The following is a 24,163-nucleotide window of genomic DNA, read 5'->3' as shown; positions in this document are numbered from 1 at the left end:
GCGCCGCACTCAGACAATCGTGGAAGCCTGACCATGCGCATCACCTGTCCCCATTGCGGCGCGCGCGACGCCCAGGAATTCACCTATCTCGGCGCCGCCGATCCGCAGCGGCCTGATGGCATGGCCGCGACCGAAGCCGCGATGTTCGACTATGTCTATCTGCGCGAAAACCCGGCCGGCCCGCATCGCGAGCTCTGGTATCACGGCGCCGGCTGCCATGCCTGGCTGGTCGTGACCCGCGACACACGCACCCATGCGATCAGCGCGGTCGAACCCGCGAAGAATCGCAAGGCGGGAGCGGCGGCATGAGCGGCCAGCCTTTCCGCCTCGCCTCCGGCGGCCTGATCGACCGCGCCCAGGCGTTGGATTTCAGCTTCGACGGCAAGTCCTATCGCGGCTTTGCCGGCGACACGCTGGCCTCGGCACTGCTCGCCAATGGCGTGCGCCTCGTCGGCCGCTCCTTCAAATACCATCGCCCGCGCGGGGTCCTCTCGGCCGGGCCGGAGGAACCGAACGCGCTGGTCGAATTGCGCAGCGGCGCCCGCCGCGAGCCGAACACGCGCGCCACCGTCGTCGAGCTGTTCGACGGGCTCGAAGCCGCCAGCCAGAACCGCTGGCCTTCGCTGGCCTTCGATTTGCTCTCGCTGAACGGGCTGCTCTCGCCGGCGCTGGTGGCTGGCTTCTACTACAAGACCTTCATGTGGCCGGCGGCCTTTTGGGAGAAGCTCTACGAGCCCCTGATCCGCCGCGCTGCTGGCCTCGGCCGCGCGGCCGGCCTGGAAGACCCGGACCATTACGACAAGGCCTTCGCCTTCTGCGACATGCTGGTGATCGGCGGTGGCCCCACCGGGCTGGCTGCCGCACTCGCAGCGGGCCGCAGCGGCGCCCGCGTCATCCTCTGCGACGAGGACTTCCGGCTGGGCGGACGCCTGCTCGCCGAAAAGCGCGAGATCGACGGCAAGCCGGCCGCCGAATGGCTGGCTGCGGCGCTGGCCGAGCTCGAAAGCCTGCCGGAGGTGCGGATCATGCCCCGCACCACGATCTTCGGGCTCTACGACCACGGCATCTACGGCGCAGTCGAGCGCGTCGGCGACCATCTTCCGGAGCCTGCGCCGCGCCAGCCGCGACAGCGCGGCTGGCGCATCTATGCCAAGCGCGCGATCCTCGCCGCGGGCGCCCTGGAACGGCCGGTCGTCTTCCCCGGAAACGACACGCCCGGCGTCATGCTGGCCGGCGCCGTGCGCACTTACGTCAACCGCTACGGCGTTCTGCCGGGCCGCGAGACCGTGCTGTTCACGGCCGGCGACGACGGCTGGGCGACGGCCCGCGACATCGCCGCTGCCGGCGGCAAGGTCGCGGCCATTGTCGATGCTCGCTCCGATGCCGATCCGGTGCGCAAAGGGCTGGCCGACAAGCTCGGCGCGAGGCTTTTCGTGGGCGGTGTCATCGAAGGCGCGTCCGGTGGCCGCCAACTCGCCGGAGTCACCATCCGTGATGCCTCGGGAGCGACGAGCAGCGTCACCTGTGATCTGCTCGCGGTATCCAACGGTTGGAACCCGACCCTGCACCTGACCTCGCACCAGAACGGCAAGCCGGTCTGGGACGATGACCTGCACTGCTTCGTGCCGGGCACCTTGCCGGCGGGGCTCTCGGTCGCCGGCAGCGCGGCCGGACGCTTCACCCTGGCGCAGGCACTGGAGGACGGTGCGCGCCTTGGCCGCGAGGCCGTGGCCGAAGCCGGCCTGACGCCCGCCGGTGCAGAGCCGGTGCCGGCAACCGATCCCGAGACGGCCGCGCTGCAGCCGGTCTGGCGGGTGAAAGGCGCGAAGGGCAAGGCCTTCGTCGATTACCAAAACGACGTCACCGACAAGGATGTCGAGTTGGCGGCGCGCGAGGGTTTCCGGCCGGTCGAGCATCTCAAGCGCTACACCACGCTCGGGATGGCGACCGACCAGGGCAAGACCTCGAACCTCGCCGGCCTCGCCATCATGGCCGAGCAGACCGGAAAAACCATCCCGCAGACGGGCAGCACGACCTTCCGCCCCCCCTATACGCCGGTGGCGATCGGCGCGCTCGCCGGCCATCACCGCGGCAAGGATTTCCGCCTGACGCGGCTCGCGCCGACCCATGGTTGGTCGAAGGAGCAGGGCGCCGTCTTCATCGAGTCCGGCCCATGGCTGCGGGCGCAGTATTATCCAAAACCCGGCGAAAGCGACTGGCTGACCACCGTCAATCGCGAAGTTCTCGCCGTCCGCAGCGGCGTCGGCATCTGTGACGTCTCGACGCTCGGCAAGATCGATATCCAGGGCGCAGATGCCGCCGAATTCCTGGAACGCGTCTACACCAATGGCTGGAAGGCCCTGCCGGTCGGCAAGGCGCGCTACGGGCTGATGCTGCGCGAGGACGGCTTCGTCATGGATGACGGCACCACCTCCGGCCTCGGCGAGAGCCATTTCCTGATGACGACCACCACCGCCAATGCCGGCAAGGTGATGCAGCATCTGGAATTCTGCCATCAGGTTCTCTGGCCCGAATTCGATGTCCGCATGGTCTCGGTTTCCGAGCAATGGGCGCAGGCCTCGATCGCCGGGCCGAAGGCGCGCGAGACGCTGCGCGGCGTGCTCGATCCCGAACACGACATCTCGAACGAGGCCTTTCCCTATCTCGCGGCGCGCGCCGTCACGGTCGGCGGCGGCATTCCGGCGCGTCTCTTCCGCATCTCCTTCTCGGGCGAACTGGCTTATGAATTAGCCGTTCCCGCCGGCTACGGCGACGCGATGATGCGCGCCCTGATGCGGGCGGGCGCGCCATTCGGCATCACGCCCTATGGCATCGAAGCGCTCGGCGTGATGCGCGTCGAGAAGGGCCATGTCGCCGGCAACGAGCTCAACGGCCAGACCACGGCGCGCGATCTCGGCCTCGGCAAGATGATGTCTTCGAAGAAGGACTATATCGGCCGCCTGATGGCGCAGCGTGCGGCGCTCGCCGAGAAGGACCGGCCGTCCTTCGTCGGGTTCAAGCCGGTCGATCCCGCGCAGCGCCTGCGCGCAGGTGCGCATTTCATCGGCATCGGCCAGGCGGCGGCGATGGAGAACGACGAGGGGTACATGACCTCGGTCGCCTATTCCCCGCATCTGAAGCACTGGATGGGGCTCGGCCTCATCAAGGGAGGCGCCGCCCGGATCGGCGAGCGCGTTCGCGCTTACGATCCCGTCCGCAACGGCGACATCGTCGTCGAGATCTGCTCGCCTGTCTTCGTCGACCCGGAAGGAGCCCGCCTCCATGGCTGAGACCGCGATCTCATGGGCCCCGCGCAGCGCCTGGGCCGGCATCGCGCAGGCCGGGTCCTTCGGCGCGAGTGGAGAGGCGGGCGTCACAGCGACACTGCTCGACGGTTTCGGCCTCGCGACCCTGATCGCCGGGCCGCACGCGACGGCGGCCCTGTCGCGGCTCGTCGAGGTGAAGCTCGGCCTTGCACTGCCGCGGGCGCCGAAGATCGTGTCGGGCGCAACGCATGACGCGATCTGGGTCGGGCCGGAGCAATGGCTGCTGCGTGCCGCCTCGCGCGACGGCTTCCAGCCGCTGCTCGCCGAACTCGCCCCTCACGCGGCCGTCAGCGACCAGAGCGATGCGCGTGCCGCCCTGAGGCTATCGGGCCGGCGCGTCCGCGACATGCTGGCCAAGGGGGTGATGCTCGATCTCCATCCCGCGGCCTTCGCGGTGGGCGACGCCGCCGCGACGATCATCGCCTATATCGGCGTGCAGCTCGGGCGGCTCCCCGATGGACCGGACGGAGCCGTTTTCGAGATCATGCTGCCGCGCAGCATGGCGGGCAGCTTCTGGTCCTGGTTCGCGGCCTCCGCTGCCGAGTTTGGCTGCGCGGTATCGGTGGCTTAGCGGCGTCGGCGACCGAAGCGCTTCTCAGCTCTCGAAATAGACGGTGTTGCGCCCGCCGATCACGATATCCCAGTGATAGAGCGCCTCGTCGTTCGGGCCGCGGCCAACGGGCTTGCCGAAATGCCGGTCCTGCGCCGCGCCGAGCAGGATGAACATCGGATCGCGGACGAGATGCGGGTCGCCCTCGAAATACATCTGGGCGATCAGCCGGGCCGAGCCGCCGCGGATCGAGACATGGACATGGGCCGGCCGCCAGCGGTCGATATCGGGCCGCGCGAGATAGGAGCCCGGCCGGATCGTGCGGAAGCGATAGCGCCCCGCTTCGTCGGTCATAGTCCGGCCGAAGCCGAGGAAATTCGGGTCGAGCCGCTCGCGCACCGGGTCCTTCACATGGGTATAGCGCCCCCATCTGTTGGCGTTCCAGATCTCGACCAGCGTGTGGCGCACCGGCCGGCCGAACTCGTCGAGCACGCGCCCGGAAATCTCCAGCACCTCTCCCTCGGCCTGCGGCCTTCCCGGCGCGATGCGCGTGAGGTCGTTCTCGCCGAGCTTGAGCCCGGGCAGGTCGCCGACCCAGGGCACGAAGCTTGGCCGCGCCGCCTCCGGGATCAGATGCAGGCGTTCGCTCGGCACGCGCCGCTCGGCCGCCCCGTCGGTGGGGCCCGGCAGCATCAGGCGTCCGCGGTTCATGATCATGGCCATCCTCCGCCCATCGTCAGCTGGAAAGATCGTCGAAGAAGGGCGTCTCGCCCGGACCGCGCATGACGATCGCGATCTCGTAGACCGTGAAGCCGTCGTTCGATGGTCCGGTCCGCTTCGCGACCAGCCGCTCGCGCAGTTCGGGTGGCAGGCTCGTCAGCAGCGGATCGCTCGCATTCGCCTCGGCCTCGTCGTCGAAGAAGACCTGCGTGACCAGCCGCGTGATCCCGTCGGAGAAGATCGTCAGCGTGACGTGCGGTGCCCGTGACGCCATGCCGTTCCCGGCCGGGATCGCACCCGGCTTGACCGTCCTGAAGTCGAAGGGCTCGGCGGTGGTGATCAGGCGGCCGAATCCGTCGAAGAACGGATCGAGCCCAGGATGGCCGTCGCTGGCCGGGGTCCGCAGGATGCCGGCAGCATTGGCCTGCCAGAACTCGATCAGCGCGTCGTCGACGGGGGCACCGTCGCTGTCCAGCAGCCGCCCGCGCAGGATGATCTTCTGTCCCTTGGGGCCGACGCTGAGCCCGTAATGCAGTCGAGTCAGGTCGCTGCGATCACCGTCGATAAAGGAATAGGGATAGTAGGGGCCGACCGTATCCTCGGCGAGAGGAGCCAGCCGGTTGGTGATACCGGACGCATCGCTCATCGCGCGGCCTCCCCGAACCATCTGCTCATCGCTTCGCTCCCCGTTCGTTTTGTTTGTATAAAAAACTCTGTTTCAATCAATTCACCGCGGCGTCGTCAGAAGCGTCCGGCATCGGTCTTGATGCGTTCCCCGGTTAGGGACGAGGAGGCGTCGGAGGCCAGGAACAGCGCGGTGGCCGCGACCTCTTCGGGCGTCACCCAGCGGCGCAAGGCGGCCACATCCGTGTAGTTCTGCTTGATGATCTCCGCGGGATCGCGCCCCTCGGCGGCGGCCCTGCGGGCGACGACCCGGTCCATCAATTCGCCGGAGACCGCGCCCGGGCAGAGCGCGTTGACACGCACGCCGGCCGGCCCGACTTCGCGCGCGACTGTCTCGGTCAGGCCGATCACCGCGAATTTGGTGGCGCAATAGGCGCTGCGCATCGGATAGCCCTTGAGGCCCATCAGCGACGACATGTTGATGATCGAGCCAGAGCCCTGCGCGCTCATGATGCGGCTCGCGACCCGCAGGCAGTTCACCGTGCCGAACAGGTTGATCTCGATGCACCCGCGCCAGGCATCGAGATCGACATCGGCGATATTGCCGATCGGCCCGCTCTGTCCGGCATTGTTGACGAGAACGTCGACCTTGCCGGTGATCGCCAGCGCTTGCGCGAACATCGCCTCGACCTCGTCGAGTTTCCTGACGTCGCAGAGCACGGCGGTACCGCCGATCGCGTCGGCGACGGGCGCGATCGTCTCGCGGGTGCGCCCGGAGACCACGACATGGGCGCCGGCCTGGGCGAAGGCCTCGGCGATTGCCTTGCCGATGCCGGTGCCCCCGCCGGTGACGATCGCGACGCGCCCGTCGAGACGATTGAGATCCGTGGCCATCGAGGAAGTCACCTGTGCGATCAGGCCGCCGCTGCGGCTGAAGTTGAGAAGCGTCCGGGGTCGAAGAGCGGCAGCTCCGGCTGCCGGCCGAGGATGAGGTCGCCCATCAGCGCGCCAATATAGGGGCCGATGGTGTAGCCGCCGCGGACGCAGCCGAGCAGGAAGGCATTCTCGACGCCGGGCGCCGCGCCGGCGAGCGGATAGAAATCCGGCACATTGGCCTCGAATCCGGTCCAGGAGCGCACCACCCGGAAGCGGTCGAGGCCCGGCACTGCGAACATCGCCAGACGCAGGTTCGGCAGCAGCGTCTCCGGATCGACCGCGCCGCGCCCCTGTTCCGGCGAGCCGGTGCCTTGCCACCCGCCGCCGATCAGGACGCTGCCGTTCGGCTTCTGCTTCAGCGTCAGCAGGCCGGTCGCGTGGCCGATCACGGTGCCGACCAGCGCCGGCCCGCGTTCGGTGACGGACACGGTGTTGACCCGCGCCCGCACGGGCAGGTCGAGTCCGATCATGGCGCTTGGGCTCTTCAGCCAGGCGCCGCAGGCCAGGAGCAGCCGTGTGGCGCGGATCGGGCCGGTGGGCGTCGCGAGCGCGAAGGCGCCGCCGCTGCGGTCGATGGCGGTGACCGGGGTGTGCTCGCGGATCGCGACACCCGCGGCCTCCAGCAGCGCACGATAATAGGCGCCGGTCAGGCTGGCATTGGCGTAGCCGTCCTCGGCGCACCAGCTCGCTGCGACGACCTTGCGCGACAGGTTGGGCTCGAGCTCGGCGACGCGCGCTGGCGAGATCAATTCGATCGGTGCGCCGGCCTCGCGCTTCAGCGCCATGCGCTCATGAAGGAGCTCGGCCTCGCGCTGGTTGAAGGCCAGCGTGACGCCGCCGGTCTTGTGGAAGCCGACGCGCGCGCCGGCCTGTTCCCAGAGTTCGTGCCCCTTGAGCGCATAGGGCATCAGCTTGACGCGCTTGATCTGGAGCGAGAGCGTGCCCGCATTGACGCTGGAGGCCCCGCTGCCGATCGTCTGCTGCTCGATGACGATCACCCGCATGCCGCCTGCGGCGGCGCGGCAGGCGGCGGCGCTGCCCAGGATGCCGCCGCCGATCACCGCGAGATCGTAGGTTTCGCTCATAGCGGAGCCGGCGCTGGAATCGGCAGGTCGTCATAGGCGAAATCGCCCGCGATGGCAGCGAGCGGGACCGGGCGCAGGGGAGGCCGTGCGCTGGGCTGGCCGATCGCCTCGCGGCTCAAGCCGGTGGCGGCTTCGATCAGCATCGCCGCCGCCTCGCCGCAGACACGGCCGCCGCAGGGGCCCATGCCGCAGCGCGTCGCCGCCTTGAGGTCTGCGAGAGTCCATGCACCCGCGGCGATCGCTGTATCGAGGGTTGCGCGGGTCAGACCTTCGCAGCGACAGACGGTGGTCTGCGCGCCGATCATGGCCACGGCGCCCGGCGGCGGCATGGCAAGCGCCGACATGGCCGCGCCGAACCGTGCCGATCGGCGCCAGCGTGCCGTCACTGCGATGGCTTGCTGCTCAAGATCGCCGCTGTGTCCGAGCCGCCGCGCGACGCCGATGGCTGCCAGTTCCCCCGAGAGCGGCGCTGCATCGGCCCCGCGAACGCCGCCGCCATCGCCGGCGACGAACAGCCCCGGTACGGAGGTTTCAAGCGAAGCGCCGACTTCCGGAAGCCAGCCTCCCAGCTCCGGCTCGTAGCGATGCCGTGCGCCGAGCAGCCGCGTGATCTCCGTCGAAGGCAACAGGCCGAAGCCGAGGCAGACGGCATCCGCCTCGATCGCCCGGGCTGGGCCGGGCGTCGGCCGCCAATGGGCGTCGACCGGGCCGATCTCGACCGAGGCGACGCCATCCCTGCCATGGATCGCGCGAATGGCCGCGCCGGAATGCAGCGGGACCCGCGCTTTCAGGAGCTGGAGCAGCCAGCGCCCGCCCTTCGCCATCAGGTCCGGCCGCGCTGCCATGGCGCCGAGCCGGCCGAACCAGCTCGCGCGTGGAGCGGCATCGACCACCGCCGCGACCTCGCCGCCCGCCGCGACGATCTTGCTGGCGACGAGCAGCAGCAACGGTCCCGAGCCCGCGACCACGACGCGCCGCCCCGGCAGGACGCCATGCGACTTGAGCAGGACGGTCGCACCCGCGAGCCCGATCACACCAGGCAGCGTCCAGCCGGAAACCGGGATAGGCCGTTCCACTGCGCCAGGGGCCACGATCAGATTGGGCGCTTCCAAGGTCAGCGGCCCATCGGGGCCGATTGCGATGACGGAGAAGCCGGCCGTCAGCGACCAGACGCGCTGGTTCAGGTGAAGGCTCGCGCCGCTGGCCTTGAGCCTCGCACGGAGTTCGTCGCCCTTCACTCGATCGGCCTCGGCCGGGGCTCCCACCAATCCGGCAGACGGCGCGCGATAGACCTGTCCGCCCGGCTCCGGGGCTTCGTCGATCAGCGCGACGGACAGGCCGAGCGCGCGCGCCTTGAGCGCTGCCGCGGCTCCGGCGGGGCCTGCCCCCAGCACGATGAGATCGAGCGGAGCGGTCATCGCAGCCTCTCGGCGACGAGGCCCTCGCGGACGGGCGTGCGGCAGGCCTCCGTCTGCCGGCCGTCGATCAGCACGACGCATTCCTGGCAGATGCCCATGAAGCAGAAGGCTCCGCGCGGGCCGTCATCGTCGCGACTGATCCGCAGCGTACGCCGTCCCTGCGCATAGAGCGCGGCGGCCAGCGTCTCGCCTTCATAGGCGTTCAGCTGCTCGCCGTCGAAGCTGAAGCTGACCTTCCGCCTCCAGACGCCTGCGGCGCCTATATGCAGGTCGCCGCTCATCTCACCGGCCGGGCAGGAGGCCGAGCTCGTCGAGCGTCGCGCGCAGCTTGTCGAGCGCCGGCCCGGCGAGCGGCAGCAGCGGGTCGCGCGGCACGCCGGCCGGCAGCCCTTGCAGGTTCAGCGCCGCCTTGAAGGAGGAGGGCCAGGTGCCCAGCGACATCAGCGTCTCGTAGACGATGGTGAGCTTTTGATGCGCATCGACATAGGCGGCATCCGGCGCTTTGCGGCCGATTTCCATCAACTGCCCGGCCGTCTTGCCGAGAAGCTCCGGGCCGGTCGCGATGAAACCGGCGGCGCCGAGCGCGCTGCCGGCGAGGATGTAATAGGCCGGACCCACCATCACCGCGATCCTGTCGCCCATGCGACGCAGTAGCCGCGTCAGATGGCCGATGTCGCGATTGGATTCCTTGATGCCGACGACCGGGGCGACGTCCGCGATCGCCGCGACATCGTCGATCGAGAGCTCGATCACGGCGCGGCGCGGCGAATTGTAGAGCACGATCGGCATGTCGACCGCTTGTCCCAGCAGTTCGAAGCGGCGCAGCAATTCCTCGCGCGTCGCTTTCATCACATAGGTCTGCGGCATGACGAGGATGCCGGCGGCGCCGGAATCGCGCGCGGCCTGGGCATACTGGATCGTCTGTTTCGAGCCCGGCGCGGTGCAGCCCATCATCACCGGCACCCGCCCGGCGCTGCGATCGACGGCGATCCGGGTCAGGCGCGCGCGCTCGTCGCGGTCCAGCGCCCAGCTCTCGCCGTTGTCGCCCGCGACGCAGATGCCCTGCGCGCCGATGCCGATGAGATGCTCGACCAGATCGGCGAAGGCATCCTCCATGATCGCGCCGCGCGCGTCGAAGGGCGTGACGATGGCCGGCACGAAACCCTTGAGCGTGTCCTTCGTCAGCAGCGTCATGAGGATGATCCTGAAGGGCAGGCGGCGAGCAACCGGGCCATGGAAATGCGGAAGACGCTGCCGGTCTGGGCCTCGACGATGAACAGCGTCGACTGGTCGGGCGAGAAGGCGCAAGACGTGGTCCAGAGCCCGCCCGGCGTGTGGACCACAGCGAGGGGATCGCCGAGCGCATCGACGAGATAGAGCCGCCCCGCCTGGGCTTGCGCGATGGCGAGCCGGCCTGAAGCATCGACGGCGAGCCCATCGGGGCCGAGGCCGCCGGAGAGCTGGAGGAAGGTGCCGACCATCGGCCAGGCCGGATCGGGCGCCTCGGCCAGGAAGCGCCAGACCGCGTTGGCGCGGGTGGCGGCGAGATAGACGAGCTTGCCGTCCGGCGAGAGCGCGATGCCGTTGGGATAGGGCACGTTCGCCAGGATCAGGTCCGGCTTCGTCTCGCCCTGCCGCAAGCGATAGACCCGGCCGGTCGGGTCCGAGAGGCTGGAACGGCCGGAATCGGTGAACCAGACATCGCCATTGGGCGCGAGGGCAAGGTCGCTCAAGCCCCGGAACGGCTCCGTGTTCACACGTCCGCACAGCGTGGTCAGTTTCTGCGTTGCGGGATCGCAGGCGAGCAGCCCATGACGGTAATCGACGATGAGCCAGGTGGCGTCGCCGCGCGGGCGCAGGCTGTGCGGCTCGCCGTCATATTCGAAGGCAAGCTGCCAGCTTCCGTCCGGCGCGATCCGAAACAGCCGGCCATAGGGCACGTCCGCCAGCCAGAGATGGCCCTCTGCGTCGAAGCAGGGGCCCTCGAGGAAGGAATGCAGCCGCTGGCCCGGCCGTGTCGTGCGCACCCAGTCGGTCGGCTCGCCCGTCCAGTGCAACGCCTCGGGCAGGCGCGTGAACAGCTCGGCCTCGTGGCGGGGGAAGGGGCCGATCATGCGATGACACCCCGTTGCTTCAGGGCTGCGATCTCATCCGGCGATCGGCCGATCTCGTGGAGGATCTCGGCGCTATGCTCACCCAGCCGCGGCGGGGGGCGATCGATCGTCGGGCCGTCGGCGGCAAAGGTGAAGGGCGCGAGCGGGACCGAGACCGGGGAGGCTCCGGCCCCGGCCGGCTCCAGAGCGTGGAAGAAGCCCCGTTCGCCCAGATGCGGCAAGTGGACGGCCTCGTCGAGCGTGCGGACACGCTCGGCCGGGATGCCGATGCCGTGGAGATAGTCTTCCCATTCGGCCCCGGTGCGCATGCGCATGATCGGAACGAGCGCCTCGCGCATGGCCTGCGCGGAGGCCCAGAGTTCAGGCCAGCCATCCAGCGCCGCGAAATCGGGACGCTCGAGCGCTTCCCACAATCGCTTATTCTGCCGCGTGTTGAAGGCGCCGAGCATCAGCAGGCCGTCCGCCGTCTCGTAGGTGCCGAGCCCGGCCTCCTTCGGCCTGGATTGGACGGGGCCTTCATAGAGAGCGGCAGCGGCCTCCGGCGACATCAGGGTGAGTGCCGTCTCGAACATCGAGCAGTCGATGACCTGCCCGACGCCGCTGGCCTGCCGCTGGAAGAGCGCGGCCGAGATTGCGAAGGCAGCGGCATAGCCCGTGGCGTAGTCGATGAAGGAAGCGCCGGATTTCACCGGCTCACCCGCGCGCCCGGTGGTGCGGGCCATCACGCCCGACGCTGCCTGGATGACATTGTCATAGGCGTTCACCGTCTCGCGCTCATGGCCGCGGGCGAAGCCGGTGATCGAGCAGTAGACGAGCCGGGGATTGCGGGCCTGCAGAACCGCTGCCCCAAGTCCCAAAGCCGCAAGCGCGCCGGCACGGTAATTCTCCACCAGCACGTCGGCGTCCTCGGCGAGGTCGAGGAGAATCGTGCGGCCTTCATCCGTGGCGAGATCGAGGGCGAGAGAGCGCTTGTTCGACCCCTGCACCAGATAGTTGATGCCGAGCCCCGCCGCGTTGAGCGCGTCGTCGGGTCCGCGCCCGCGCGCCGTATCCGGCATCCCGGGCGGCTCGATCTTGATCACGTCGGCCCCGAGCAGAGCGAGCTGATAGGCGCAGAACGGGCCCGCCAGCACATGGGTCAGGTCGAGCACCCGGATACTGTGAAAGGGGCGTTGCGCTGACAGGCTCAAGGGTCGGCCACTCCGTTATTGTTTGTTATATGGAACTGTGTTTTGTATATCAACAGAATTGTGACAGAAGCGGAGCGCGCAGTGTCGTCGCCGAACAGCATGCCGAAGCCGTCCGCCGTGCTCCACCGCAACCTTCGCAGCACGCCGCCGCTCGCGGTGAAGGGCGAGGGCGTCCATCTGATCGACGCTGCCGGCAAACGCTATCTCGACGCCAGCGGCGGTGCCGCCGTTTCCTGCCTCGGTCATGCCCATCCGCGTGTGATCGAGGCGATCGTCGCGCAGCTCGGCCAACTCGAATATGCCCACACCTCCTTCTTCACGAGCGGGCCCAGCGAGACGCTCGCACAGATGTTGATCGACCGCGCTCCGGCGGGCTTCGGCCAGGGGCGCGTCGCCTTCCTCGGCAGCGGCTCGGAGGCGATGGAAGCGGCGATGAAGCTCGCCCGGCAATATTTCGTCGAGATCGGCCAGCCGCAGCGCTGCCGCTTCATCTCGCGACGGATGAGCTATCACGGCAATACGCTGGGCGCGCTCGCAGTCGGCGGCCATCCTGGCCGGCGCAGGATATATCAGCCGATCCTGATCGAGACATCGCAGATCGCGCCCTGCTACGCCTATCGCAACCGGCGCGACGACGAGACGCTGGAGGCCTACGGCCTGCGCGTTGCCGACGAGCTCGATGCCGAGATCCGGCGGCTCGGCCCGGAGACCGTCGCCGCCTTCGTCGCCGAGCCGATCGTCGGCGCGACGCTGGGCACCGTGACCGCCGTTCCCGGCTATTTCGCCCGCATCCGCGAGATCTGCTACCGGCATGGTGTGCTCTTCATCGCCGACGAGGTGATGTGCGGCATGGGGCGCGCCGGTGCGTGGTTTGCCATTGGGCAGGACGGGGTGCGGCCGGACATCATCACGATCGCCAAGGGGCTCGGCGCCGGCTATCAGCCGATCGCGGCGATGATGGCGAGCGAACGCGTCACCACAGCGATCGAGGCCGGTTCCGGCCTCCTCGCCAACGGCCATACCTATATGAGCCATGCCGTCGCCTGCGCCGCCTCGATTGCGGTGATCGACACGATCGACGAGGAAGGCCTGCTCGACAATGTCCAGCGCATGGGCGCGCTGCTGTCGGACAGGCTGCACGAGGCCTTCGGCCAGCATCCGCATGTCGGCGACATTCGCGGGCGGGGCCTGTTCCAGTCGATCGAGCTGGTCGCCGACCGCGACAGCAAGCGCCCCTTCGCGGCGAAGCAGAACCTGGCCGCCCGGATCAAGCAGGACGCGCAGGAGCTCGGACTGATCTGCTACCCGTCGAGCGGCACGGCCAACGGCGTCGACGGCGACCATGTCCTGCTGGCGCCGCCCTTCATCATCGATGCCGGCCATGTCGACGAGATCGTCGGCAAGCTCGGGCGCGCGCTCGCCACGACACTGTCCGCAACCGCGACCGCCGTCTGAGGAGCCCCCGCCTTGTCCCGCAAGACCATCCTCACCTGCGCCGTCACCGGCAATCTCACGACGCGGGACCAGCACCCGGGTCTCCCGGTGACGCCGGCCGAAATCGCCACCGCCGCGATCGAGGCCGGCAAGGCCGGCGCCGCGGTCGTCCATATCCACGCCCGCGATCCCGCGACGACCAAGGGCAGCATGGATCTCGGCCTTTTCCGGGAAATCGTCGACCGCATCCGCCAGTCGGGCTCCGATGTGATCCTCAATCTCTCGACCGGGGAGGGTGGGCGCTATGTTCCGAGCCTGGACAACCCGGCCGTCGCCGCGCCCGGCACGACACTGACCACGCCGGAACGCCGCGTCGCCCATGTCGAGGCGCTGAAGCCGGAGATCTGCACGCTCGACCTCAACACCATGTTCTCGGGCAGCGCCGTGGTGATCAACACACCGCGCAACGTCACCGAGATGGCCCGGCGAATCTATGCCGCCGGCGTGCTGCCCGAGCTTGAAATCTTCGATGGCGGCGACCTTCAGCTCGCCAAGGCGTTGCAGGCGGAGGGCATGCTGCGCCATCCGTTGCTGATCCAGATCGTGCTCGGCGTGCGCTACGGGGCCATCCCCAACCCGGAGACGCTGTTCTATTTCGCCTCGCAATTGCCGCGGGATTGCATTTGGGCGGCTTTCGGCATCGGCCGCCACGAATTCCCGCTGCTGGCCCAGGCCTTCCTGCTCGGCGGCCATGTTCGGGTCGGGCTGGAGGACAACGTCTATATCCGCAAGGGTGTGCTGGCCCGCGATAACGCGGAGCTGGTCGAGAAGGCCGGCACGATCCTCGAAAATCTCGGCGGCGCGCTCGCGACCCCGGCCGAAGCGCGCGCCATGTTGGGATTGCCGGCCTGAGGCTTGCTATCCCAGCCGTTCGGAAATGCGCTTCGCGGTCGCGACCACCGCGGCTAGGTAACGCCCTTCGATCTGGTCGAGGTCGAAGGCGGAATCGGGGCCTGAAATGTCGATCGCGGCGACGACCTCGCCCCGGCGATTGCGGATAGGTGCCGAGATCGAGCTGCCCGCCGCCTCCATCGCGCCCCGGCTGACGACATGTCCGCGCCTGGCCGCCGCTTCCACGGTCGCGACCAGGGCGTCCGACGAGGTCGGGGTCTGGGCCGTCAGCGGCGCGAAACTGTCCTTGGGGAAGAGTTCTTCCAGCTCGTCTCGCGGCAGCCCGGCGAGCAGCAGCCAGCCCATCGGCGAGGCATAGGCCGGCACGCGCGAGCCGACATTCATGTTGCTCAGAAAGCCGGAGCGGGTCTGGACGCAGCTCAGGTACAGCACGTCGCGTTCGTCGCGGATCGCGAGATGGGCCGAGACCTGGGTCTCGTCGCGTAGCGCCTCAAGTTCGGGCCGTGCGATCTCGATGATGTCCTTCGAGGCGAGGAAGGCGAAGCCGATATTGAGCACGCGCGGGCCGAGCGTGAACTGCTTGGGCTGCTCCTCTTCGAGGAAGCCCATGTGCCGGAGCGTGTAGACCAGCCGGAACACCGAGGAGCGCGTCAGCCCGAGCTCCACCGCGATCTCGGAAATGCCGAGCGGACGGCGCGCGCTCGCGACGATCTCCAGCACGCGCAGGCCACGATGCAGGCCCGGGACGAAATAGACGGCGTGGTTCTTGTGCTGCGTTTCCGCGTCCGCCGCATCGTCCATAGGCTATCAACTCGCTAGAGGCCGACCATCCATTTGCATGTAAAACAATTACGCGACCCGGTCACCTGCCGATCTGACGCGCGGCGAGAACGAAGCAAGAAGGCTACCGGCCTGTGTTCCGCGGGCCGATGGGCTGGCGCGGTCTTGCGCTTTCCGGTGGTGTCCTTGCGACGGACGAAAACGAGGCGGCGGCCTCCAGGATCGGCCGCCGCCTCTTCGTCGCCAGGCTTGGGTTTGCGCGTCAGGCCTCGCAGGGAACCGGGCTGCGCGCCTTGCCGAGCCAGACCAGCGCGAGCCCGGCTGCGGCGAGCAGGCCGCCCGCCACCGGCACCGCCGCATAGCCGAGCCCGAGGCTGATGACGCCGCCGCCGACGGCCGCGCCGAGCGCGTTGCCGAGGTTGAAGGCGCCGACATTGATCGAGGATGCCAGGCCCGGCGCTTCGCTGGCCGCTTCCATCACCCGCATCTGCACGGGCGGGACGATGGCGAAGGCGGCGGCACCCCAGAGCAGCAGCCCGATCGCGGCGCCGACATGGCTGGTCAGCAGCAGCGGCAGCGCGAACATGATTGCGGCCAGCGCGGCGAGGAAGATCTTGGTCGCGCCGTCGAGCGACCAGTCGGCGAGCCGGCCGCCGATGCCGTTGCCGAGAGTGAAGCCGACGCCGATCAGAACCAGCGCGAGCGTGACGAAACCATCCGAGGCGCCGGTGAGTTCCGCCAGGGCCGGGGCGACATAGGTGTAGAGCGTGAACATGGCGCCCGCGCCCATCACCGTCGTCGCCATGGCGAGCAGCACCGCCGGATGGGTCAGCACGCCAAGCTCGCGCTTCACATCCGGCATCTTGCCGGGCTCGCCCTTGGGCAGCGCCAGCCACAGGGCGGCGATGGCGGCAAGCCCGAGCACGGCCGTACCGGCGAAGGCCATGCGCCAGCCGATCTGCTGGCCGACCCAGGTCGCGGCGGGCACGCCGCCGATATTGGCGATCGTCAGCCCCATGAACATCGCGGCAACCGCGCTCGCCTGCTTCTCGCGCGGCACGACGCTGGCAGCGACGATGGAGCCGAGCCCGAAGAAGGCGCCGTGGTTGAGGCTGGTGACGAGGCGCGCCAGCAGCAGCGTGGTGTAGCCGGGCGAGAGAGCCGAAAGCAGGTTGCCGATCGTGAAGATCGCCATCAGCAACATCAGCGCGCTGCGCTTGCCGAAGCGGCTGAAGGCGAGCGTCATGATCGGCGCGCCGAGCATGACGCCGATCGCATAGGCGCTGACCAGCAGGCCCGCGGTCGGGATCGAGACACCGACGCCGTCGGCGATGACCGGAAGCAGTCCCATCGGGGAGAATTCGGTCGTGCCGATGCCGAAGGCGCCGATGGCGAGCGCCAGCAGCGCCCAGCGGGCATGGGAAGAGGGTTCGGCCGTCTCGGCCGTCAAAGCCTTGGTGTTCATGACGACATTGTCCTTAAGCTTCCGGGCATCTCAGGCGTCCCAGGCGGGGGCGAGGCCGGGAGGATTGACGAGGCGCCCGTCGGTACGGGCGAGCGTGCCGATCGCCGCCATATCGGCGTCGCTCAACGTGAAATCGAAGATCGCGGCGTTCTCGGCCACGCGTTCGGGCCTGGCCGTCTTCGACAGTGCGACGAAACCCTGCTGGATCAGCCAGCGTAGCGCGACCTGCGCGGCGCTCTTGCCATAGGGCGCGCCGATCTTCTGCAAGGTGGCGTCGCGCGGCACTGCGCCGTCGGCCATGCCGTAATAGGCGGTGATCGCGACACCCGCCGCCTCGGCGGCCGCCGCGACGGCGCGCTGCTCGAGATAGGGGTGGACCTCGATCTGGTTTGTGACGATCGGCGCCCGGCTCAAGGCGATCGATTCCTGCATCTGCGCGATGTTCTGGTTGCTGACGCCGATGAAGCGCGTCTTGCTCGCGTCCTTCACGGCATTCAGCAGCGCTATTTGCTCGGCAATCGCGACCTTGTCGGCCGGCCAGTGCAGCAGGAGCAGATCGACCTGGTCGACCTTCAACTTGTCGAGGCTCTCGTCGACGGAAGCGGCGAATTTTTCGGAGCTGTAATTGTCGACCCAGACCTTGGTGGTCAGGAACAGCTCGTCGCGGCGGGCGCCGGCCTTGTGCAGGGCGCGGCCGAGCGCGGCCTCGTTGCCATAGATCTGGGCGGTGTCGAAATGGCGCAGGCCGGCTTCGAGGGCGGCGGGAACGACACGCTCGACCTCGGCATCCGTCATCCGGAACACGCCGAAGCCGAGGGCGGGAATGGTCGCACCATGGGCATTGATCGTCTGCATCCTGCTCTCCTGATGGTCCCGGCGGCCCGCACGACCGGCCCTCCGCTGCGGTTCTCGCTTCGATGCGTCGGGAAATAAGCTGCCGGCCCCGCCTTGATAATCAGTCCGCATTCCACTTTATCTGTGAAACGGTTTCATGAATGGGGCGTGGCATGGACAACCGGGTCGGTGAGATGCAGGTGTTCCAGCGCGTGGTGGAGAGCGGCAGCTTCTCGGAAGCCGCGCGCCTCCTGCTGATGACGCCCTCGACGGTGAGCAAGCTGATCGGCCGGATCGAGGCACGCCTCGGCGTGCGCCTGCTCGAACGCTCGACGCGCCGGCTCTCGCTGACGGCGGAGGGCCAGGTCTTCTATGAGCGCAGCCTCGCCTTGCTGGCGGAACTCGACGAGATCGAGCGCGGCCTGTCGCAAGGGGCGGCGAGCGCGGATGGCACGATCCGGGTCAACGCTTCCGTCCCCATCGGCACCATGGCGCTGGAACCGCTGCTGCCGGCCTTCTGGGCAAAGCATCCGCGGATCGTGGTCGACCTCTCGCTCTCCGACGAGATCGTCGATCTCTATCTCGACCGCACCGATGTCGCCTTCCGCGTCGGGCCCCTGCCGGATTCCAACATGATGGCGCGCCGGATCGGCGTGGCCTGGCGCAAGATCGTCGCCGCCCCGGCCTATCTCGAACGGCATGGCGTGCCGAAGACCGTCGACGACCTGGCGGCGCATAACTGCCTGGGCTTCAATTTCCGTCGCGCCGCGCCGGTCTGGCCGTTCCGGGAGAGCGGCCGCATCGTCGATCGCGTGGTTCATGGCTCGCTGCTCGCCAACAATGGCGAGACCGTCAGGCGGATGGCGGTCGCCGGCATCGGGCTCGCGCGCCTCGGCGACTATCATGCGCGGGAGGATATCGCCGCGGGGCGTCTGATCGAGGTGTTGTCCGATGTGGTCGAAAGCGACCGGGAGGACATCCACGCCGTCTATCTGGGCGGGCCGCGGCTGCCGCACCGGGTCAAGCTCTTCCTCGACTTCGTCTGCCCCAGGCTCGCGGCGTTTCTGGCGGGGTGAGAGCAGGGCGGACCGGGCAGCCGCAAACCACTCTTCCCGGAAGCGGCGGAATGGCCCAAGAATACCGATCCTGCGCGGCAGGCAAAAATTAGCGCCCGCCGCCCTTGCGGATATTTTAAGCTTGAAACATTATGGTCCGCGCGAGCCGATAAGAATCCAAGGGAACGGGGTCGCGCTTCTAATTCGTCCGGGAGAGCATCGATGACGACATTCAGGTTCGGTCTGGCACTCGGTTGCGGCGCGCTGGCTTTGTCCATCGCCTCCGCGCAGGCGCAGGAGCCGATCAAGATCGGCGTGGTCAGCGTGCTGACCGGCCCGGCCGCCTCGCTCGGCCAGCAGGTCCGCGACGGCTTCCAGCTCGCGGTCGACAAGAACGGCGGCAAGCTCGGCGGCGTGCCGGTCAAGATCACCGTGATCGACGACGAATTGAAGCCGGACGTGGCCGTCGAGCGCGTGCGCTCGTTCGTCGAGAGCGAGAAGCCGGCCTTCGTCGTCGGCCCGGTCTTCTCGAACATCCTCGGCGCCATCGCCAAGCCCGTGCTCGATTCCGGCGCCTTCCTGATCAGCCCAAATGCCGGCCCCTCGACCATGGCCGGCAAGGCCTGCAACAAGAACTTCTTCGTCACCTCCTACCAGAACGACCAGGTGCACGAGGTCCTCGGCAAATATGCGCAGGACCAGAATTACAAGCGGGCCTATATCATTGCGCCGAACTACCAGGCGGGTAAGGACTCGCTCGCCGGCTTCAAGCGCTACTTCAAGGGCGAGATTGTCGACGAGGTCTATGCGCCTCTGAACGCGATGGATTTCTCGGCCGACCTCGCCAAGATCGCCTCGTCCAAGCCCGATGTCGTCTTCGCCTTCCTGCCCGGCGGCCTCGGCGTCAATTTCGTCAAGCAGTGGTCGCAGGCCGGCCTGCAGGGCAAGATCCCGTTCCTCTCCGCCTTCACGGTCGATGAATCGACCCTGCCGGCGCAGCAGGACGCGGCGGTCGGACTCTATGGCGGCATGACCTGGGCGCCCAACATGGACAATCCGCAGACGAAGGACTTCGTCAAAGCCTATGAGGCGGCCTACAAGATCGTGCCCGGCTCCTATGCCCAGCAGTCCTATGACGCGGCCATGCTGATCGACTCCGCCGTGAAGGCGGCGGGCGGCGCCGGCAATCCCGACAAGCTGCGCGAAGCGATCAAGAAGGCCGATTTCACCTCGCTGCGCGGCAAGTTCAAGTTCAACACCAACGGCTATCCGATCCAGGACTTCTACCTCGTCAAGGTTGCCAAGCGCGCCGACGGCAAGTTCCAGACCGAGATCGCCCAGAAGGTGTTTTCGGACTACGCCGATCCGCACGCCAAGGATTGCGGGTTGAAATAAGGGCGCCTCGGCGCCCCACCCGCTGCCGTCATCCCGGACAAGCCGCGAAGCGGCGCCGATCCGGGATCCATCGAAGGGCAAAGTCCTGCTGGGAATGCGCTCCATGATGGATTCCGGGCCTTCGCTTCGCTACGCCCGGAATGACGGTCGAGCCTGATCGCGACGGCAGAGCGAGCCACCGATCCCATGACCCTCAGCCTCCTGATCGTCCAGCTCCTCAACGGCCTCCAGTTCGGCATCCTGCTGTTTCTGGTCGCCGCGGGGTTGACGCTCGTCTTCGGCGTGATGGACTTCATCAACCTGGCCCATGGCGTCCAGTACATGCTGGGGGCCTATCTCGCCGTTACCTTCGTGTCGCTGACCGGCTCCTTCCTGCTGGGGCTGGTGCTCGCGCTGGCGGCGGCGCTGCTCCTGGGCCTTGCGCTCGAGTTCCTGGTCTTCCGGCATCTCTATGAGCGCGACCATCTCGATCAGGTGCTGGCGACCTTCGGGTTGATCCTGCTGCTCAACCAGGCCGTGAAGATGATCTGGGGCGCGGCGCCGCTCTCGGTGCCGGTGCCGGAATTCCTCTCCGGCAATGTCCGGTTGATGGACGGCATCCTCTATCCGACTTACCGGTTCGCCCTGATCGCGGCTGGGCTGGGCGTCGGCGCGCTGCTCTGGTTCGTGGTCGAGAAGACCCGCACAGGCATGCTGCTGCGAGCCGGCGCGTCGAACGCGCCGATGGTCTCGGCGCTCGGCGTCGATATCCGCAAGCTGTTCATGATCGTCTTCGCCTTCGGCACCATGCTCGCCGGCTTCGCCGGGGCGATGGCCGCGCCGATCCTCTCGGTCGAACCCGGCATGGGCGACACCGTGCTGATCCTCGCCTTCGTCGTCATTGTCGTCGGCGGCATCGGCTCGATCCGCGGCGCCTTCGTCGGCGCGCTGATCGTCGGCCTCGTCGATACGCTCGGCCGCTCCTCGATGAATGACCTGCTCCGCCTGTTCATGGCGCCGGCCTCGGCCCGCGCCACCGGCGCCGCGCTCTCATCGATGCTGATCTATCTGGTCATGGCGGCGGTTCTGTTCGTCCGGCCCGAAGGCCTGCTGCCCGCCAAGGGGCGCTCGTGAGCATGGCGAGTACACCTGCGACTTCCGCCGCAGCAATGCGGCCTCCGGCGCCGATCGTGCGCCGGCTGGCCCCGTTCGTCATCTTCGCCCTGCTAGCGTTGTTGCCGCTGGCCTCCGCGCTCGGCCTGCCCGGACACTGGCTGACGCTGGTGACGCGGGCGATGATCTTCGCCATCGCGGCGCTCTCGCTCGATCTCATCCTCGGCATCGGCGGGCTGATCTCCTTCGGCCACGCCGCCTATATCGGCATCGGCGCCTATGGTGCCGGTATCCTGATCACCGAGGGCCAGACCGAATTGCTGGTGGCACTGCCGGTGATTCTGCTGGCCTGCGCCGTCTTTGCTGCGATCACCGGCTATGTCTCGCTGCGCACGCGCGGCGTCGCCTTCATCATGATCACGCTCGCCTTCGGGCAGATGGCCTTCTATTTCGCCCAAGCACTCTCGGCCTATGGCGGCGATGACGGCCTGACGCTCTACGAGAAGAGCACGCTGCTCGGGCGCGAGATCTTCGGCAACCGCACCGGCTTCTACTATATCGCATTGGGCACGCTGGCCTTCTGCTACTGGGTGGCGCGGCGGCTTGTCGCCTCGCGCTTCGGCCGCGTGCTGCGGGCCGCGCGGGAGAATGCCGTACGCGTCACCGTCACCGGCTACGACGTCAACCATGTCCGGCTCGGCGCCTATGTGATCAGCGGCATGATGGCGGGCCTGTCCGGCTTCCTGCTCGCCAACCAGACCGATTTCGTCAGCCCGGCCTATATGGCCTGGTCGCGCTCGGGCGAACTGATCTTCATGACCGTGCTCGGCGGCGTCGGCTCGCTCTATGGCGCGATCCTCGGCGCGCTCGCCTTCCTGATCACCGAGGACGTGCTCTCCAGCCTGACGCAGAACTGGAAGGTCATATTCGGCCCGCTGATCGTGCTCTTCGTGCTGTTCACCCATGGCGGTATCGCGGGCCTCGCCGCCAAGCTCAGGGGGCGCCGCGATGGCTGAGCCGGCGCTTGCACTCAAGGGGCTCGCCAAGTCGTTCGGCGCGCTCAAGGTCACCAATGGGGTCGACCTCACCATCGCGCCCGGCGAATTGCATGCGCTGATCGGCCCCAACGGCGCCGGCAAGACCACGCTGGTCCACCAGATTTCCGGGACGCTGAAGCCGGATGCCGGCGCGATCCTGTTCGGCGGGCACGATATCACCCGCCTGCCGCCGCAGGCGCGGGCGCGGGCCGGGCTCGCTCGCACCTTCCAGATCACCTCGACCATCGCCTCGCTCTCGGCGCTGGAGAATGTCGCGCTCGGCGTGCAGGCCCATAGCGCCCATCCACTCTCGCTCTTTCGCGACGCAGCCAGCGACGAGGCGCTCAACGCTCCCGCCTGGGAAGCGCTCGAAGCGATCGGCCTCGCCGAGCGCGCCCATGCCCCGGCCGGCAGCCTCTCGCATGGCGAGAAGCGGGCGCTGGAGATCGCGATGGCGCTGACCTTGCAGCCCAAGCTCATCCTGCTCGACGAACCGCTGGCCGGCGTCGGCCATGAGGAGGGCGAGCGCCTGATCGCGCTCTTGAACAGCCTCAAGGGCCGCTTCGCCATGCTGCTGGTCGAGCACGACATGAGCGCCGTCTTCGCGCTGGCCGACCGCGTCACCGTGCTGGTCTATGGCGGCGTCATCGCCTCGGGCGAACCGGCGGCGGTCAGGGCCGATCCGGCGGTGCGGCAGGCCTATCTCGGCGAGGAGGGCTAGCGATGCTCAGCGTCGAAGGGCTCGATGCCGGCTATGGCGAGGCGCAGATCCTGTTCGGGGTCGACCTTACCGTCGGCGAAGGCGAGGTCGTGACCCTGCTCGGCCGCAACGGGATGGGCAAGACCACGACGGTACGCTCGATCATGGGGCTGCTGCCGGCAAAGGCCGGCAAGATCGCCTTTGGTGGGCGCGACCTGACCGGTGCAGCGCCCTTCCGCATCGCCCAGGCGGGCATCGGGCTGGTGCCTGAAGGCCGCCAGGTCTTCCCGACGCTCTCGGTCGAGGAAAACCTGATCGCGACTGCGGCCGATCGCTCCGGCAAGAGGCGCTGGGACCTCGGGCGCATCTACGCCTTCTTCCCCCGCCTCAGGGAGCGGCGGGAGAACCGCGGCAACCAGCTCTCCGGCGGCGAGCAGCAGATGCTGGCGATCGGCCGGGCGCTGATGACCAACCCCAGGCTGATCATCCTCGACGAGGCCACCGAGGGGCTCGCTCCCCTGATCCGCGAGGAGATCTGGAACTGCCTGACGGCGCTGAAGGCGGAAGGCGAGTCGATCCTCGTCATCGACAAGAATGTCGATGCGCTGGTCCGGATCGCCGACCGCCATGTCGTGCTGGAAAAGGGCCGCGTCGTCTGGCGCGGCACGAGCGCCGAACTACGGAGCGATAGCGCCGTGAAGGACCGCTTCCTGCATTTCTGAGGACAGAGGACAGCCGAGATTTTGCTCCTTCGGATATCCCACCCGCGCCGTCATCCCGGCCAAGCGGCGAAAGCCGCGCCGAGCCGGGATCCATCGAAGGGCCCCGGTGCTCGACGACGGATCCGGGACCTCCGCTACGCTGCGTCCGGGATGACGATGCGCTCTACGATCAGCCGACCACGAACAGAGAGGAAACACCCATGAACCCGCTGACCGCCGGCGTGACGCGCGCCAATGAGGGCCTCGACGGCATTTCCTGGAACATCCTCGGCCAGACCTATGTGCCGAAGACGCTGACGGAGGAGAGCTTCTCCTGGCACGCGACCCTGCCGCCCGGCACCTTCGTGCCACCGCATATCCACACTACGCAGGACGAGTTCATCTACATGCTGGAGGGGCGGCTCGACCTGCTGGTCGACGGCAAGGAGAGTTTCGCCACCGCCGGCGATCTGATCAAGCTGCCGCGCAACATCCCGCATGGGCTGTTCAACAAGGGCGATTCCACGGTGAAATGCCTGTTCTGGGTCTCGCCGACCGCCCGGCTCTACGATCTGTTCTGGGGCCTGCATTCGATGGCGGAGCAAAAGCCGGCCGATGTGGTCGCGCTCTCGGCCAAGCACGAGGTCGATTTCCTGCCGCCTCCGCCCGACGCGGGTTGAGACGGAGGAGTTCTGTACGGAACCAAGCCGTCATCCCGGGCTTGACCCGGGATCCATGCCGGAGCGCTTCCTGGGAAGCTTCAGGCATGGATCCCGGATCTCCGCTTCGCTGCGT

24 protein-coding genes are annotated in these 24,163 nt (G+C 68.1%); 12 read left to right on the top strand and 12 right to left on the bottom strand.

What is annotated here, in order from left to right; all coding sequences use genetic code 11:
- The first annotated feature begins 33 nt into the window (after positions 1-33).
- From JHD80_RS03040 to JHD80_RS03030, 3 genes are read left to right on the top strand one after another with little or no spacing between them, the layout of a single operon-like run.
- Entirely contained in the window at positions 34-309 is a 276-nt protein-coding gene (locus JHD80_RS03040) for a sarcosine oxidase subunit delta (protein WP_199084891.1), read from the top strand.
- Positions 306-3,290 (top strand): sarcosine oxidase subunit alpha family protein, encoded by a 2,985-nt coding sequence (locus JHD80_RS03035; RefSeq protein WP_199084890.1) that lies wholly within the window; start codon positions 306-308, stop codon positions 3,288-3,290. The genes JHD80_RS03040 and JHD80_RS03035 overlap by 4 nt, the downstream gene beginning before the upstream one ends.
- Positions 3,283-3,897 carry a sarcosine oxidase subunit gamma gene (locus tag JHD80_RS03030; RefSeq protein ID WP_199084889.1) on the top strand — a complete coding sequence of 205 codons (615 nt, stop codon included), beginning with the start codon at positions 3,283-3,285 and terminating at the stop codon, positions 3,895-3,897. Before JHD80_RS03035 ends, JHD80_RS03030 begins: the two co-directional genes overlap by 8 nt.
- A gap of 24 nt (positions 3,898-3,921) precedes the next feature.
- Here JHD80_RS03030 and JHD80_RS03025 read toward each other — a convergent pair whose 3' ends face one another.
- The 9 genes from JHD80_RS03025 to JHD80_RS02985 form a co-directional block, all read right to left on the bottom strand.
- Positions 3,922-4,593: a dioxygenase family protein gene (locus tag JHD80_RS03025; protein WP_199084888.1), complete on the bottom strand. Its 672-nt coding sequence runs from the start codon at positions 4,591-4,593 to the stop codon at positions 3,922-3,924.
- Positions 4,594-4,612: 19 nt separating this feature from the next.
- Complete coding sequence (pcaG, locus tag JHD80_RS03020) at positions 4,613-5,242, bottom strand: protocatechuate 3,4-dioxygenase subunit alpha (RefSeq protein ID WP_199084887.1); 630 nt, start codon at positions 5,240-5,242, stop codon at positions 4,613-4,615.
- Between the two features lie 95 nt (positions 5,243-5,337).
- Positions 5,338-6,114 (bottom strand): SDR family NAD(P)-dependent oxidoreductase, encoded by a 777-nt coding sequence (locus tag JHD80_RS03015; RefSeq protein WP_199084886.1) that lies wholly within the window; start codon positions 6,112-6,114, stop codon positions 5,338-5,340.
- A 20-nt stretch (positions 6,115-6,134) separates the two neighbouring features.
- On the bottom strand, positions 6,135-7,241 hold the full coding sequence (locus JHD80_RS03010; protein WP_199084885.1) for an NAD(P)/FAD-dependent oxidoreductase: 1,107 nt from the start codon (positions 7,239-7,241) through the stop codon (positions 6,135-6,137).
- A complete protein-coding gene (locus tag JHD80_RS03005; protein WP_199084884.1) occupies positions 7,238-8,659 on the bottom strand; it encodes an FAD/NAD(P)-dependent oxidoreductase in 1,422 nt (473 codons plus the stop codon). The genes JHD80_RS03010 and JHD80_RS03005 overlap by 4 nt, the downstream gene beginning before the upstream one ends.
- A complete protein-coding gene (locus JHD80_RS03000; protein WP_199084883.1) occupies positions 8,656-8,940 on the bottom strand; it encodes a (2Fe-2S)-binding protein in 285 nt (94 codons plus the stop codon). Before JHD80_RS03000 ends, JHD80_RS03005 begins: the two co-directional genes overlap by 4 nt.
- Before the next feature lies 1 nt (position 8,941).
- Complete coding sequence (locus JHD80_RS02995) at positions 8,942-9,853, bottom strand: dihydrodipicolinate synthase family protein (RefSeq protein ID WP_248311359.1); 912 nt, start codon at positions 9,851-9,853, stop codon at positions 8,942-8,944.
- The gene (locus JHD80_RS02990) at positions 9,850-10,773 is read right to left on the bottom strand and encodes an SMP-30/gluconolactonase/LRE family protein (RefSeq protein WP_199084882.1); all 924 of its coding nucleotides are present in this window, start codon (positions 10,771-10,773) and stop codon (positions 9,850-9,852) included. The genes JHD80_RS02995 and JHD80_RS02990 overlap by 4 nt, the downstream gene beginning before the upstream one ends.
- Positions 10,770-11,963 (bottom strand): CaiB/BaiF CoA transferase family protein, encoded by a 1,194-nt coding sequence (locus JHD80_RS02985; protein WP_248311358.1) that lies wholly within the window; start codon positions 11,961-11,963, stop codon positions 10,770-10,772. Before JHD80_RS02985 ends, JHD80_RS02990 begins: the two co-directional genes overlap by 4 nt.
- A gap of 99 nt (positions 11,964-12,062) precedes the next feature.
- Between JHD80_RS02985 and JHD80_RS02980 the strand changes: the two genes are divergently transcribed.
- Together JHD80_RS02980 and JHD80_RS02975 are read left to right on the top strand one after the other, a co-directional pair.
- The gene (locus JHD80_RS02980) at positions 12,063-13,418 is read left to right on the top strand and encodes an aspartate aminotransferase family protein (RefSeq protein WP_199084913.1); all 1,356 of its coding nucleotides are present in this window, start codon (positions 12,063-12,065) and stop codon (positions 13,416-13,418) included.
- A gap of 12 nt (positions 13,419-13,430) precedes the next feature.
- Complete coding sequence (locus JHD80_RS02975; RefSeq protein ID WP_199084881.1) at positions 13,431-14,309, top strand: beta-keto acid cleavage family enzyme; 879 nt, start codon at positions 13,431-13,433, stop codon at positions 14,307-14,309.
- A gap of 6 nt (positions 14,310-14,315) precedes the next feature.
- Here the strand turns inward: JHD80_RS02975 and JHD80_RS02970 are convergent, their stop codons facing one another.
- From JHD80_RS02970 to JHD80_RS02960, 3 genes are all read right to left on the bottom strand, one after another.
- Positions 14,316-15,110 carry an IclR family transcriptional regulator gene (locus JHD80_RS02970; RefSeq protein WP_199084880.1) on the bottom strand — a complete coding sequence of 265 codons (795 nt, stop codon included), beginning with the start codon at positions 15,108-15,110 and terminating at the stop codon, positions 14,316-14,318.
- A 241-nt stretch (positions 15,111-15,351) separates the two neighbouring features.
- The gene (locus JHD80_RS02965) at positions 15,352-16,554 is read right to left on the bottom strand and encodes an MFS transporter (protein ID WP_199084879.1); all 1,203 of its coding nucleotides are present in this window, start codon (positions 16,552-16,554) and stop codon (positions 15,352-15,354) included.
- A 30-nt stretch (positions 16,555-16,584) separates the two neighbouring features.
- Complete coding sequence (locus JHD80_RS02960) at positions 16,585-17,409, bottom strand: aldo/keto reductase (protein WP_199084878.1); 825 nt, start codon at positions 17,407-17,409, stop codon at positions 16,585-16,587.
- Positions 17,410-17,561: 152 nt separating this feature from the next.
- On the opposite strand from JHD80_RS02960, the gene JHD80_RS02955 reads away from it, so the two are divergent.
- The 7 genes from JHD80_RS02955 (at position 17,562) to JHD80_RS02925 (ending at position 24,048) form a co-directional block, all read left to right on the top strand.
- Positions 17,562-18,464: a LysR family transcriptional regulator gene (locus tag JHD80_RS02955; protein ID WP_199084877.1), complete on the top strand. Its 903-nt coding sequence runs from the start codon at positions 17,562-17,564 to the stop codon at positions 18,462-18,464.
- 201 nt (positions 18,465-18,665) lie between these two features.
- Entirely contained in the window at positions 18,666-19,838 is a 1,173-nt protein-coding gene (locus JHD80_RS02950) for an ABC transporter substrate-binding protein (RefSeq protein ID WP_199084876.1), read from the top strand.
- 186 nt (positions 19,839-20,024) lie between these two features.
- Positions 20,025-20,951, top strand: coding sequence for a branched-chain amino acid ABC transporter permease (locus tag JHD80_RS02945; protein ID WP_199084875.1), 927 nt, complete (start codon positions 20,025-20,027; stop codon positions 20,949-20,951).
- A 56-nt stretch (positions 20,952-21,007) separates the two neighbouring features.
- Complete coding sequence (locus tag JHD80_RS02940) at positions 21,008-21,946, top strand: branched-chain amino acid ABC transporter permease (RefSeq protein ID WP_349237196.1); 939 nt, start codon at positions 21,008-21,010, stop codon at positions 21,944-21,946.
- Entirely contained in the window at positions 21,939-22,688 is a 750-nt protein-coding gene (locus JHD80_RS02935; protein ID WP_199084874.1) for an ABC transporter ATP-binding protein, read from the top strand. The genes JHD80_RS02940 and JHD80_RS02935 overlap by 8 nt, the downstream gene beginning before the upstream one ends.
- Before the next feature lie 2 nt (positions 22,689-22,690).
- Positions 22,691-23,389 (top strand): ABC transporter ATP-binding protein, encoded by a 699-nt coding sequence (locus JHD80_RS02930; protein WP_199084873.1) that lies wholly within the window; start codon positions 22,691-22,693, stop codon positions 23,387-23,389.
- 200 nt (positions 23,390-23,589) lie between these two features.
- Positions 23,590-24,048, top strand: coding sequence for a cupin domain-containing protein (locus tag JHD80_RS02925; protein ID WP_199084872.1), 459 nt, complete (start codon positions 23,590-23,592; stop codon positions 24,046-24,048).
- The last annotated feature ends 115 nt before the right edge of the window (positions 24,049-24,163 follow it).

The sequence above is a fragment of the Allobosea sp. ASV33 genome (genome assembly GCF_016428755.1).
In the GTDB taxonomy this organism is placed as follows: domain Bacteria; phylum Pseudomonadota; class Alphaproteobacteria; order Rhizobiales; family Beijerinckiaceae; genus Allobosea.
The sequence above is the reverse complement of the archived record's forward strand: the minus strand, read 5'-3'. Positions and strand labels throughout refer to the sequence as shown.